Here is a 13,721-nt window from a genome sequence, read left to right as displayed (position 1 = left end):
ATAATATTCCGAATAAATACTTATCGCTGCCAAAAACGTAGATTACGTAGTGACTCAATAAATGTCTCACCCGATATTTTAGCTAAATCAATCCAACCATCATCCGCTTTTCCATCAAGGCCTGCTGCTTTAAATAATGGCTTAGCTTCACTTGTAAAGCCTATATATTTCATATGTGCGTACGCATCACTTACAAAGTCTTTAGCTTCTGCAATAGCTGCTAGTTTTTCAGCTCCCTCTTCAGTGGTGAGTACAAGTACCGCATCGTATAAAACCGATGGTCCACCATTTATAACCTGATCGGCTTCAAAGTGCTTACCCTTGCTGCATTTAGCACCGCCAACTTGTGGGGCAATAATTTCAAAGTTTGCGCCTTCGCTTTTAAGTGTATTAGTAACCGATTCAAAAATTTCTGCATTAAAGCCATCACTCACTAAAATACCTAATTTGCGGCCCTTAAATGTATTTGGCGCATTTTTCAAAATACTTAACGCGTCAGATACAGGTAGGTCTTTACGTGTGGGCATAGCAGCTTCAGCTGGGTCTGGCATTTCTTGTAAACCAAGCCCTTCGGCAACTTTGTTTGCGAGGGTTTCGTCAATATTTAATAAATGCGATACCAAACGCTCTCGTATTGGTACATGCTCAACTTTAGAAAGCTCAAACACGTACGCAGATTGAATATGTACTTGCTCTACCTCTGTTTGGCTTAAGTAAAACTGACGAGCTTGACTGTAGTGATCACTAAATGTGTCTGAGCGATAGCGTAGCTTGTCACCACTCATTTGTTCTGATGAACTTTTGAACCCATGTGCAGGGCATTCACGAGGATTATTTTCGCTTGCGCTCCATGAGTTAGGTTCGTAATTAACACGTCCTTTAGGGTTTTGCATTGCCATGTGACCATCTTGCTGAAAATGTCTCATTGGGCACTTAGGTGCATTAACCGGGATCTGTGTAAAGTTAGGGCCACCAAGGCGCTTTGTTTGCGTATCAAGGTATGAAAAATTACGCCCTTGTAAAAGAGGATCTGGAGTAAAGTCGAGCCCTGGCACAATGTTTTGAGTACAAAATGCAACTTGCTCTGTTTCTGCAAAAAAGTTATCAACTACACGGTTAAGCACCATTTTCCCCACTATTTTAACGGGTACTTGCTCTTCTGGTATGAGTTTAGTGGCATCGAACACATCAAATTCAAACTCATCAGCAAACTGCTGATCAAATACTTGAACACCTAATTCCCACTCTGGGTAGTCACCATTACCAATGGACTCCCACATGTCGCGGCGATGAAAATCAGGATCTGCGCCATTTAATTTAAGTGCCTCGTTCCACACAACTGACTGCATACCGCCTTTTGGTTTCCAATGAAACTTCACGTATTTTTCATCACCTTCGCCATTAATAAACTTAAATGTATGAACCCCAAAACCTTCCATAAATCGCAACGAACGCGGAATAGCCCTATCAGACATTGCCCATGTAACCATGTGCATTGATTCTGGCGATAAACTTACAAAATCCCAAAAGTTATCGTGTGCGGTTTGCGCTTGCGGAAAGCCTCGGTCGGGCTCAGCTTTAGCCGAATGAACCAAATCAGGAAATTTCATAGCATCTTGAATAAAAAACACCGGAATATTGTTACCCACTAAATCCCAGTTACCTTCTTGAGTATAAAATTTAACGGCAAAACCGCGTACATCACGTGCTAAATCCGGAGAGCCCTTGTTACCGGCAACAGTAGAAAAGCGCGTAAACACAGGTGTTTTTTCACCTTTACGTTTAAAAATATCGGCGCTAGTTAATTCCTCTAGAGAATCATAGGTTTCAAAGTACCCATGTGCCCCGTAACCTCGTGCATGAACTACTCGCTCTGGAATGCGCTCGTGGTCAAAATGAAAAAGCTTTTCGCGAAGTACCTGATCTTCCATTAAACCTGGGCCACGCTTACCTACCTTTAACGAGTTTTGATCGTCGCTCACAGGGCAACCTTGCGCTGTAGTCATTGTTGGGTAGCCATCTGATGCGCTTTGATGTAGCTCGCCGCCTTTTCCTTTATTACCTGCGTATTTAAATGATTCAGCCATGTTTAGTCCTTCATTACAAATTAGTTAGTGGATAAATTTTTGCTTAAACAGCTAAAAGCAATTTCACTAAATGCAAAATAAAGACCAGCTAATCAAGCCAGTAAAAACAGCGATTCACGGTAAAAAAGTGAGTAATAAGTGGTGTCAAAAATAGAAAAACTTACAGAGCCTTGTAAGTTTTTCAAGATCATAAAAAGGACGCTTTAAAAAGTACCTTTAATTTAAATGATTAATCTTTACTTTAATTTCTGTCGCTGTTGTTTATAGCGCTATATTTGCTGGTACTCATACCAATTTAGTTATTCTACCTGCCACCGTTACTTTGTATCAATCAGCCTAGCGTTTGCCTATGGCTTATACAATGTAGTGCGGGAGATCAAAAAAGGATACAAACCAACACTTGCCTATTCACTCGAGTCGATGTTTAGAATCACTGCTAACGAATGGAGCTTTGCAATATTACTACTTATTATAATGATCGCTTCGATACGCCTAGCAGCGCTAATTAATGCACTATATTCAAACCATGTAAGCTAATATCGAAAGATAAGCAGGCCCTAGCCTTAGATATTATTCACTTTAATAGTATTAAAACACCCAAATAGCGTGTAAAAAAGGCTGATTTTCAATTTCTTCAGTACCGAGCTTGTTATACCAGTAGCGCCACTCTATCCCCACCATTAATTCGCGTGGGTTTAAGTTAAGGTTTTGCCCTACATCCCAATGCACTGCAGGTTGCGCTAAAAGCCATTCATTTACACTATTACCAAGCTCATCATCGCGACCCGAAATATATTCAACGTGGCCGGTAAAATAAAATGCTTGGCTACCAAACGAAAAAGGTGCGCCCCATGCAAGGTCTATAAAAAGGCTATTATCTTGTTTAGCTAGCTGATCTTTTTGTACACCGCCGTTAGCATCAATGTACCCTGCAAAAGTAGTGGTTAAAAAATCAAACCCAGGGGCATCCCAACTTAGTTTTACACCTGGCGTGTATTTCATTAAGCCTTCTTCGCCTGCATTAATACCAAACACTAAACCTGTATCTTTTATTGGGCCATAACTTAATGAAGTATCAAGTGCTTTAGATAAACTAAGTGTTGTGTACCACTCGCCATAAATACCCGTATCTTGAAAACCATCGGTAAGGCTATCGTTTAAAAAGTCTATAAAAAAGTAGTTGTCGCCTAAGTCATGCTCAGATGCATGCTCTAAAGTATAAGTACGTGTAAAAGACGACTCCCCTGTGAAAGGATTTAAAGCATCGCCAAAATTTGTGTGCAGTTGCGTAACGCTCCAATTTTGTGCCACTACAGAGTGAGACAAAAGCAGTATGTATGCAGTAAACAGTGTGTTTATAAATTTCATAAGTTGCTAACATAACTCCAGTTAAAATGCGGCAGGAGTATACCAGTGAGCATTTACTAACTAAAGAGTGGGCGTTATTAAAAAGAGTGATTTTTAATAAATTAATTAAATAAATAAAATCAATCGAAATTTACCATCCATTAATAGCATGAGACTCTGTGCAAATTTTACAATTAAATGCATATTTTTCATAAAAAAAACCAGGATAGTACTTAAATTAATAGGGCTTGAGTTTAGCCATCCCCTTTAAATAAAGGCTTACAGGTTAAATTACAGTATTCGGCACAAGCATTGCTTTATATAGCTCAAGTTATGTTTGTAGAGTTATTTCAACTACAGGCACAAAATCACATAACAGGAGACATTATGAGTAATACAAATAAAGTAGCCGAATTTACTGCACCAGGTATGGACAATGAAGCCGCGCAAAGCACTATTGAAACTCTCGATAATCGCATGGTTGCGTTAATCGATTTGCAACTTACTTTAAAGCATATTCACTGGAATGTAGTTGGCCCTAACTTTATTGGCGTGCACGAAATGATAGACCCTCAGGTTGATATTGTTCGCGAAATGACAGATACAATTGCAGAGCGAATTGCGACTCTTGGTGGAGTGCCCGTTGGTACGCCTAAATCAATTGTCGATCGCCGCACATGGAAAGAATACTCTGTAGGTAAAGGTTTAGTAACCGAACATTTAGCTGCGCTTGATAAAGTATACAACGGCGTTAATGCCGATCACCGCAAAGCAATTGAAACTCTTTCTGAACTAGATCCGGTGTCTGAAGATATGATCACCAGCCAATTAGCCGATTTAGAGCAATTTCAGTGGTTTATTCGCGCTCACTTAGAATCATCTACAGGCGAGCTAAAAAGCTAATATATTTAATCTAAGAAAGCCCAGCATTAATATGCTGGGCTTTTTTTTGCGTAAAAATCACTCTATTTATAATGATATATAGATGTGTATCAGTAAGCTCTAATACAAAGTTCATATAAAAACAATAGAAAATTGGTATTACCAAAAAAGTAACCAAAATAAAATTGAATGACTTTATACTCCTCACTACATCGCAAGTTTACAAGCCATACCCAACCTTTAATGAATACCTCATTATTTTTAACATCACTTAAAAAGCAAACTAAACATGTATAAAATTACATCGCAAAAGCTCAAAATAGCATCTAAACCCGCATTAAATAGTACAAATAATATAAAAAAACACCTTTGGTAAAGATACTTTAATAAAATTCATTCAAAATACAAAAAAATAAAAAGCAACCTAAGTCATTAAAATTATTAAATATAAGAAAAATAAAACAGCATTTTGTAATACAAGTTGTGAACTTTTGGTAAACAAAGGTTGTAATAAAAGCTGAATTGGACTAATTTCAACCATACCACCTGTATTACACAATGCAGAAAAAAGAAGCTGAATTGGTTAACCAAGCCAGATAACAATACACACAATGACGTAAGTCGTACCCAAACGGGAGAGATACATGAAACTCAATCAAATTACTTCAACATTAATTAATAAACACAAAAGAAGTAGCTCTACAACAATCAGTGCTGCAGCCCTTTTATTAATGGCTTCTTCTACTTTAGCTGCGCAAGAAGCAGAAAACACTGCAACCGCAGCTGATGACAATATAGAAGTTATTGAAGTAAAAGGCATTCTTAACAGTATGAAAGCAGCAGCAATGCTTAAACGTACTGATGGTCGTATTGTTGATGCTGTTGTTGCTGAGGATATAGGTAAATTACCGGATAATAATATTGCAGAAGCGCTACAACGTATTACCGGTGTATCTATTAACTCTGATTTTGGTGTGGGTGACAGTGTTTCTATTCGTGGCTTACCGCAAAACCGTGTTGAATTAAATGGTCGTTCTACCATTGGTGACTCTCGCGATGGTATAAGCCTTCAAGATTTCCCATCAAGTTTCTTAAAAACGGTAGAAGTTGTTAAATCACCTACTGCCGATATGATCGAAGGCGCATTAGGCGGTACTGTAAGCTTAAGAACAGTCCGCCCATTAGAATTAGATAAACTAACGGCAGCCATGTCAATAGATGCAGAATACGCTGATAAAACTGAAAACGTAGCGCCTATTTTTAGTGGTTCAATTGGCAACAACTGGGATTTTGATGAAATGGGAACCTTTGGTGCCATTGTTATGCTTTCATATCAAGATCGTGAACTTCGCCAAGATGAAACATCTAGTCGTGTAAAACCTCAAGACATCGAGATTAACGGTCAAGAAGGCAATACCTCAAGCGGTAATGCTATTGTGCGTGATGAACATAGCGTTGAACAATACGTAGAAGAACGTGAGCGTACTGCTGTAAATTTATCTCTTCAGTGGGCACCGCAATCTGGTAATGGCATGGTGTATCTTGATTTAAGTGGCACTAAACGCTCAGGTAATCAAAGTGGTAATTCTATTTTAGGTGTAGCAGGTTCATTATCAACAGATGCAAATACAACTCAAGATGCTAACGGCGTCAATAATTACACGCTAACAAACGAATTTGGTATCCCTAAAACGTACAGTGACTTTCGCGAAACTGACTCGTTCTCAAATGCACTTGGGGCCGAATGGAACCTGACTGATAACATTAAAATCTCTGGTGAAATTGCTGTTGCGTCGTCAGAAAGCGTTAGACCTGATTCTGAATTTACTTTACGTCCAATTGAAAAATCAACATTTGAAGCAAGTGGTGGCGTTGATTTAGTAAACCATTTATACGATGGTGTATTTTCACAAGACGGTAATAAATTACCAAGCATCATTCATTCAGATCCAAATGCATTTACTGACCCACAAAACTTAGCACTACGTACGTTTAAAAGTGAAGACAAAAGAACAGACAATGACGAAACGGCTATTCGTTTTGATGTTGAAATGTTTGAACCTCTCAGCAGCTTAAGCTGGGTATCTAAAGTAAAAGCAGGTGTACGTGTTACTAACCGCGATTACGAATACGAGCAATACAAGGTAGAAATTAAAGACATTTACAAAAATGCATTTAATGACTCAGATGGCTCATTAGCTACTTTATGGGTTGATGATTTTAATGCTGCATTTCCAGATAGCTTTACAACCGTTAGCCACGACAACTCTTTTGACCAATTAGGTACTTCGGGTCAAAACGATCTACTGACATTTTTAAGCTATAACGGTTTATCTAACCCTGCAAATACTTATGCTCAACTTCAGCAGTTACTTGCAGGTACTAACTTAGCGTCAACAGGGAGTCTTTCAGACAATCAAGAGTTTCAAGAAAGTGCATACCGTAACGTAGTTGAAGATACAGCCGCTGTATATGTGTCGGCTTACTTAGACTTTGATAACATCACTGCGATTGTGGGTGGTCGTTATGTGACTACAGATTTAGAATCAAGCGTGTTCCTTAACGGCGAAAAAGTAACTGGCGACAATGACTACAGCGACTTTTTACCAAGCTTAAACGTTACGTATAACTACTCAGACGAAACATTATTCCGCTTTGCTGCTGCAAAAGTTATGCGTCGCGCTGACTTTAGCGAGCTAAGCCCTGCGTTTGACGTTAATAACGATATTACAGGCGCAACGCAAGGCTCTATTGATTTAGAACCATACCGCGCAACACAATACGACTTATCTGTAGAGCATTACTTTGATGAAGGTAACGTACTATCTTTTGCTGTATTTTATAAAGATGTTGAGTCTTTCTTAAGTAACGAAAGCAGCTGTCAGGCTTCTTCAAGCACTTCAACTGGTCAAAACGTAACTCAATGGAACCAAGTATGTCAGCTTGACGTTGCAGGTGTTTCACAAGACAACCTAGTTTACTCTGATGCGACTGACTACCCAGTAGATGCAGATGGCTTTAACCATGTTGCAGGTCTGCGCGATGCAGGACTAACGGGTATCGATACAGTTAAAAATGTAAATGGTGAAAACGGCTCAGTACAAGGTTTTGAAGTGGGCTACCAACAGTTCTTCACAAGTTTACCTGGTGCATTTTCTGGCTTAGGTGTTAATGCAAACTACACGTATGCAGACAGCGAACAACCAAACGGCAACCCACTATTAGACATTTCTAAAAATACATATAACTTACAAGTATTTTGGGAATACGAAGGGTTCTCTACTCGTATCGCTTATAACTACCGTGACAGTTTCTTAGATACTGAAAACGAAAAACGCGTAGAAAATATTAACTCAGACGGCAGTATTTCAGCAGAAGGCACTGTTTACGGTAATAACTACCGTGACGACAGAGGCCAGTTAGATTTCTCTGCAAGCTGGGATATCAACGAAAACGTTACACTTGTAGGTAACGCAACTAACTTAACAGGCGAGCCATCTATTTACCTATCAGAACTAGATGGAGCTTGGAAATACACTGAAGCTGATCGCCGTTTCAGTTTTGGTATTCGCGCTAAATTTTAATTTCCCCTAGACACTAAAGCCTGCTTTTATGCAGGCTTTTTTACGCCTATAATAAAGTAGCTTTATATTATACAAACCTTATTAAAAACATGATTATTCTACCGAGTCTTGTGGATAAAAATATAAAGGTGGTATTAACTAAAAGTAAACCATCCCTTAACTTGTAGGAGGTCGCAAAAAATAAAGAAAACCCCTTATGGAATTAGTAAACACATCTAGTAAAACGAAAGTTCGGCATAAGACCGATATCAACAAAACACTAAGATGCCCTTGTCATCTAGGCGTGTTTTATACCAATCTGCATAAATCTTTGATCAATTTAACGAATTAAATTTCACTATAACGTCGTTAAAAATTTTTTATTTAGAACAACTAGATACAAAAATTTTTGCCTAGTTCTAGCGTAATTTTCTTAACGTTAAATAGACCCCGTATATAAGCAGATTGGTATTATTTACGGCCATAGCTCATCTGGACTCTAAAAAAATAGTAAAGCAAGGCCAAGTATTCCGAATTTATGCTAGTGAATACGCGAAAATAGCCAAGCTAGAAATGAACACAGCCTATGAGCAACTAAAATCCGCGACTCTGGACTTACAAAAACAGATAATAGGGATTCCGAAAGATCAGCTTTTACCACCCATACCACGCTCTGGAGATAAGCCTTGGAGGAAACCTAGCGGCAAAGGTATTCGTATGCTTAACGTCACTGAATACTGCGACTATGAGGACGGTGACGGTTACGTAGACATTAACTTTAGCCGTCAAATGAAGCCGTATATTTGCATGATAGAGGGCAAATATACCACCCAAGTTTTAATCTCGAGCACACGGCTAAAAGACACAAACGCAAGTAACTTATATCAACTCCTACGCCAGAAAATAAGCGAAAAGAAAGACCGCTATTTTGAAATAGGTGTCGATGAGCTAAAAGACGAACTAGGACTATACACAACAAAAAACAAGGAAAAATTTTACTCATACCCTCTATTTAAAGACTTGAATAAACTTGTCATAAAGCGAAGTATAGAGACGATTAAAGACACTACCGAAATAAAGAATATAAGCGTTGAAATCATCGAGAGGAAGCAACGTAAAGCAACTAAGCTAAGGTTCTCTTATCGAGTAGATGACCAAATGAAATTTGAGGGATTTTAGCTAAACTCGTTTCTCTGCATCGTTGTAAGCTTCTGACTTGTTTCTTTTCCCTATAGCCAAAACAAGAATCAAAACCTTTCCATCCTGTACTTGATATATCAAGCGATACCCTGCTTTACGCAGCTTAATTTTGTAGCAATCTGGCAGCTCTCTTAGTCGGTTAGCTTCAATCCAAGGGTGCTTTAAGACTTCTGACAACTTCTTTTTGAATTGATCACGTACGGTTGCACCTAATTTATGCCACTCCTTGAGCGATCGAGGGTCAAATTCTAACTCATAGGTCATTTAGCGAAACCTTTACCCCTATTTTTGGTTCAGCTAAACGGGCTTTTGCAACAGCAATTAGCGCCTCGTCGTCACTAGTTAATAGCACAGATTTGAATGGTAAAGCTTCTCTTTGTGCAACATATTCTAATGTTTGTCTTAATAGTTCAGAGGGAGTTATACCTAACTTTTCTAATGCTGCATAAGAACGCACTTTCAAATCATCATCAACACGAATATTAATAGTACCCATAGCACACCTGTAATTACAATTGTATATACATTAATTGTATTCAATTGAGATAAAAGTGCAAGGGCTATTATTTTTATTCTAATGCTTAAAAGGGGTTGAAGGGGTATCCCCTTTGCACGCGACTGTAGAAAATTACGTAGTAATTTGTCGACAGTCGACGGCGTGCCTATTATCTCATTTTGTCATACACAGTTTTCATCTAAAATAACCTGTTGCGCCTTTTAAAATAGGCGTATACGCTTTGTTTACACCCGTATACACCCGAGGTATTTTAGAATGGCTATTCTAAGCATCCGAATTGACGATAAATTAAAAGAGTCTTTAAATAGTGAAGCGCAAAAGGAAGGTATTTCTTTATCTGAATATGTGAAGAAATCACTGGAAAGTAAGAACGTTGATACCCACATACTAGCAACAGAGAGAAATTTAAAAAGCTCTGTTGCTAGTATTGAAAATTTAGCTCACGTCTCTCAGGAGACAGTGCGCGAAGTTGAACTAAATATTCAGCGGCTAAATGAGTCGCTTAAAAATGCAAATCACTTAAAAGAACTCAAAAAATTGAAATGGATATTAATTTCTATATCCCTCATCTTTGTATCAATCTCGATACCTATATTTCATTTTAATATTACTTATTTAAAAGCCTTATTTTAACTTCAGATCATAAGTTAGAACACTCTAATGTACCTCCTTCCTTTGTAAAGCGGCATCTTTATTGCTTACTTTATACACTTAAAACTAGCAAAGGGATGTTCATCATGATTATCGGCAATCAAACAGCTATTTACAGTCAATACCAATCAGTTCAACAACCTAAAGAAAATCAAAAAGACGGCAATGAATTGCCTGATGTTACAGGAAAAAATACAGAATCAAGAACTGTAGACATGCACAACATTGGCATGGATGAATTAAATGCACTTATCAAAGAAACTGGTGATGGTCGATTACTTGTTCTCCCATATGATAGCTTTAAATTTGAAAACGGCTCATTCGTTGGCGTGGAGAGTAAAGACTTTATTGCTCAAATAAAAAACAGTCGAGATTTTGCAAAAAGTATAGGAGATACAAAATCAGAAAAACAATGGTCAGACTTCCTTGATGTACTTCATGAATATGATGGGTATCAATTGTCTCCTAAAATCAATGTTAAAGCATAAATACAGTGTATTACTTTATGCTTTAACATTATAAATTTATTGAATATAAATTGAATCACTCCAGTAGCTAGGAGACGAAGTTGAGTTTGATGAAACTGAGAAACTACCTTGTTGTGGGCCATAAAAATCAAAATAATAAAGCCAACCGGTAACTGTTTCACCCGGATTGCAGTTATGTACATCAACGCCTAAAGTACCGCATAGATATACTGACTCTGTAAAAGACTTACTTTGCCCGCCAAATGTAGCATTGTTGATATTTCCATAACCATATTGAATTACCGCAACTCTAATTTGAGAGCCTCCATGATCTTCATTCGTAGTTGTTTGATTAGGAAGTATATCATCCTCAAAACCCTTATTAGTTGAACCAACAGCGTACACCTCAAAATACTGAATACCGGAAGCGGCAGCTTTAACGGTTTGTTTGTGTATGCTGAGCTGAGATAAGTCGAGAGGGTGATTAGCAGCAAATGAATCATACTCACTAATGCTCACTACATTTTTAACTACACCGGCTTCAACATCAGCGGCTAAAGCGAGACCTGAGAAGGTAGACGTAGATAAAAGAATGGTTGAAAGAAGTGTTGTTTTTAAAGTCATTTAATTTCCCTTTTAATATCAATTGAAAAGCATTTATAGCTCAACACTTTAGAATTATCGAAAAACGAAAGTGTAGTGATAAATAATTAATATTTATTAACTGATAGCAGAAAATAGAACACAAGACCTTCATCCAGCGACTGAGTTTCACCGGTGAAACTTTATTTTAGTCGCTAAAGTTTATTGTTTCCTATTAGGGTGTATCACAGTTACGGTGCAAGCCCCTATCCTGCAATACTCCCCTACCTTAACTCATTAAACTTATAATCAATTGGGTTACAGCAATTAGGGAAGTTAAATTAATAGAAAACTTTCCTTCTACTTTTACCTTTAAAGACTTTATGTATAACTTAAAAGACTTAGGATGTTAGTTAAGCAATTGTAAATTATAAATAATAAATTTGAAAGGTGGTCGCCTACCGAGTTAAAGGTGGTCGTCTACCGAGTTAAATAACCTTCCATCGCTATAGTAAATAACTAATTCAATACAGTGGGTATTACGTAAAAAACACTCCCACCTAGCTATACTTATTTGAATATTAAATTTACTATCAAAACGTTGTAACTATTAGCAAGGATACTGAAGTGCTGTCGCGTTTATATAATTTTATGCCGGGTTTAGATACATTGCTGCACTATGAGCGACAATGGTTTGCTGATGATGTAAGAGCAGCGCTATCGGTAGCTGCCGTAGCTTTACCTGTTGCCATTGCTTACGCACAGCTAACCGGTGTTAATGCTGCCGTAGGGTTATATTCTTGCATATTGCCAATGATGTTATATGCACTTTTTGGCACTTCAAAACAGTTAATAGTCGGCCCTGATGCCGCCACCTGCGCCGTTATTGCAGCAGTAGTAACACCTCTTGCTGCAGGTGACAGTTTTAAACATTGGCAACTTGTTGTCACCATGACCGCTATGACCGGCTTTTGGTGCTTTATAGCCAGTAAATTTAAGCTAGGTGTATTAGCCGACTTTTTATCTAAACCTATTTTAATGGGATTACTAAACGGCGTAGCCATTACTATTATTGTGAGTCAATTTTCTAAAGTATTTGGCTTTACTTTTGACGAGCGCTACTTACTTGAACGCCTAGGTGGTGTGCCCACATACCTAGCGCAAACACATGTCCCAACCTTACTCATGGCTTTGTTTACACTGGCGGTCTATTTTGCCATGAAACGCATAAGACCCACGTGGCCTGCGTCTATGTTCGCCATTGCCTTTGGTGCGCTTTTGGTATGGATTTTTGATTTAAAACAGCTTGATATAAAAACCATTGGCACCGTAACTGGCGGGCTTCCTGTTTTTAATACCCCTGTTTTTGACTTAGGGATTATTCGAGAGCTAGTAGTACCCGCACTTAACTTAGCCATTGTTAGCTTTGTAAGTATGATGCTAACAGCGCGCAGTTTTGCCGCTAAAAATGGCTACGACATAGACGCCGATAAAGAATTTAGAGCGTTAGGTATAGCAAATATAGCATCAGCTCTTTCGCAAGGTTTTGCAGTCAGTGGCGCCGACTCACGCACCGCTGTTAACGATGCAACAGGTGGTAAAACGCAGTTAGTATCAATAATAGCAGCATCTATTATTGCGGTCATAGCTGTATTTTTAACAGCCCCCCTTGAATTTATTCCAAGTGCCGCGCTAGGTGTTGTACTTATTATTGCCTCTGTACACTTACTCGATTTAAAAGCGGTTTGGCAATTAAAACGAAAAGATAAACAGGCATTTTATCTCGCCTCAGCCACCTTACTTGCGGTGTTATTTATTGGCGTTATACCAGGGATCACACTTGCTGTATTACTAGGGTTATTTCAATTTATTCGCACTGTTATGCGCCCAACCGACAATATTCTCGGCGTAGATATTAAAGGCGTAGTAAGAAGTTTAGACGCCACAGATAAAGCAAAAGCAGTGCAAGGCGTGTTTATTTACCGCTTTAATTCACCTTTAACTTACTTTAATGCCAGCTATTTTAAACGCAGATTACTAGAACAATACGCAAGACAAAAAGACGATACACAATGTGTAATAATTGACGCTGTGCCCTGCTTTACTCACTTAGATTTAAGTGTAATGGCCATGCTTGCCGATCTCGACGTTATATTTAAAAAGCGCGATATAAGGCTTGAACTTGCAGGCAGAAAACGCCAGCTGCTCTCATGGTTTGATATTGCAGGAATGAAGTCAGGAACAGAGGGTATATACATTCACTCAGACCTATACATCGCCCTAAAAAGAAATAGCGTAAGCCAGCACACAGAGGAAGTTAATTTATTCGTGGCAGATGAAAATAAAGAAGTGCTAACACAGCAATAAAATACTAAACAGCAGATCAGCTAACTGATCTGCTGTTTATACCAATTCCAATAAATAG

At 38.3% G+C, this 13,721-nt stretch carries 12 protein-coding genes; 7 read left to right on the top strand and 5 right to left on the bottom strand.

Features of this window, described 5'->3' with window-relative positions:
* Window positions 1–20 precede the first annotated feature (20 nt).
* A complete protein-coding gene (locus tag PX700_RS16865; RefSeq protein ID WP_479521356.1) occupies window positions 21–2,087 on the bottom strand; it encodes a catalase in 2,067 nt (688 codons plus the stop codon).
* A gap of 366 nt (window positions 2,088–2,453) precedes the next feature.
* On the opposite strand from PX700_RS16865, the gene PX700_RS16860 reads away from it, so the two are divergent.
* Window positions 2,454–2,624, top strand: a complete 171-nt coding sequence (locus tag PX700_RS16860; protein ID WP_415636640.1) for a hypothetical protein — start codon at window positions 2,454–2,456, stop codon at window positions 2,622–2,624.
* 51 nt (window positions 2,625–2,675) lie between these two features.
* Here the strand turns inward: PX700_RS16860 and PX700_RS16855 are convergent, their stop codons facing one another.
* Window positions 2,676–3,455, bottom strand: coding sequence for a nucleoside-binding protein (locus PX700_RS16855; RefSeq protein ID WP_479521355.1), 780 nt, complete (start codon window positions 3,453–3,455; stop codon window positions 2,676–2,678).
* Between the two features lie 366 nt (window positions 3,456–3,821).
* Here PX700_RS16855 and dps point away from each other — a divergent pair, with 366 nt between their 5' ends.
* The 3 genes from dps to PX700_RS16840 all read left to right on the top strand — a co-directional run bounded on the left by dps (window position 3,822) and on the right by PX700_RS16840 (window position 9,058).
* Window positions 3,822–4,337 carry a DNA starvation/stationary phase protection protein Dps gene (dps, locus tag PX700_RS16850; protein WP_415636642.1) on the top strand — a complete coding sequence of 172 codons (516 nt, stop codon included), beginning with the start codon at window positions 3,822–3,824 and terminating at the stop codon, window positions 4,335–4,337.
* 623 nt (window positions 4,338–4,960) lie between these two features.
* Window positions 4,961–7,900, top strand: a complete 2,940-nt coding sequence (locus PX700_RS16845; protein ID WP_479521354.1) for a TonB-dependent receptor — start codon at window positions 4,961–4,963, stop codon at window positions 7,898–7,900.
* A gap of 444 nt (window positions 7,901–8,344) precedes the next feature.
* Entirely contained in the window at window positions 8,345–9,058 is a 714-nt protein-coding gene (locus PX700_RS16840) for a replication initiation protein (RefSeq protein ID WP_479521353.1), read from the top strand.
* Here the strand turns inward: PX700_RS16840 and PX700_RS16835 are convergent, their stop codons facing one another.
* Together PX700_RS16835 and PX700_RS16830 are read right to left on the bottom strand one after the other, a co-directional pair.
* The gene (locus PX700_RS16835; protein WP_479521352.1) at window positions 9,059–9,343 is read right to left on the bottom strand and encodes a type II toxin-antitoxin system RelE family toxin; all 285 of its coding nucleotides are present in this window, start codon (window positions 9,341–9,343) and stop codon (window positions 9,059–9,061) included.
* Window positions 9,333–9,575, bottom strand: a complete 243-nt coding sequence (locus PX700_RS16830) for a type II toxin-antitoxin system RelB/DinJ family antitoxin (protein WP_479521351.1) — start codon at window positions 9,573–9,575, stop codon at window positions 9,333–9,335. Before PX700_RS16830 ends, PX700_RS16835 begins: the two co-directional genes overlap by 11 nt.
* A gap of 276 nt (window positions 9,576–9,851) precedes the next feature.
* On the opposite strand from PX700_RS16830, the gene PX700_RS16825 reads away from it, so the two are divergent.
* Both PX700_RS16825 and PX700_RS16820 read left to right on the top strand, forming a co-directional pair.
* Window positions 9,852–10,229: a hypothetical protein gene (locus tag PX700_RS16825; protein WP_479521350.1), complete on the top strand. Its 378-nt coding sequence runs from the start codon at window positions 9,852–9,854 to the stop codon at window positions 10,227–10,229.
* 104 nt (window positions 10,230–10,333) lie between these two features.
* Window positions 10,334–10,735 carry a hypothetical protein gene (locus PX700_RS16820; protein ID WP_415636646.1) on the top strand — a complete coding sequence of 134 codons (402 nt, stop codon included), beginning with the start codon at window positions 10,334–10,336 and terminating at the stop codon, window positions 10,733–10,735.
* Between the two features lie 36 nt (window positions 10,736–10,771).
* On the opposite strand, the gene PX700_RS16815 is transcribed toward PX700_RS16820, so the two are convergent.
* Window positions 10,772–11,338, bottom strand: coding sequence for a DUF4879 domain-containing protein (locus PX700_RS16815; RefSeq protein WP_479521349.1), 567 nt, complete (start codon window positions 11,336–11,338; stop codon window positions 10,772–10,774).
* A gap of 585 nt (window positions 11,339–11,923) precedes the next feature.
* Here PX700_RS16815 and PX700_RS16810 point away from each other — a divergent pair.
* Entirely contained in the window at window positions 11,924–13,663 is a 1,740-nt protein-coding gene (locus tag PX700_RS16810; protein WP_479521348.1) for a SulP family inorganic anion transporter, read from the top strand.
* Window positions 13,664–13,721: the final 58 nt, after the last annotated feature.

This window comes from Pseudoalteromonas sp. TP27 (assembly GCF_056470645.1).
Note: the sequence above shows the minus strand (reverse complement) of the source record. Positions and strands in the feature narration are given on the sequence as shown.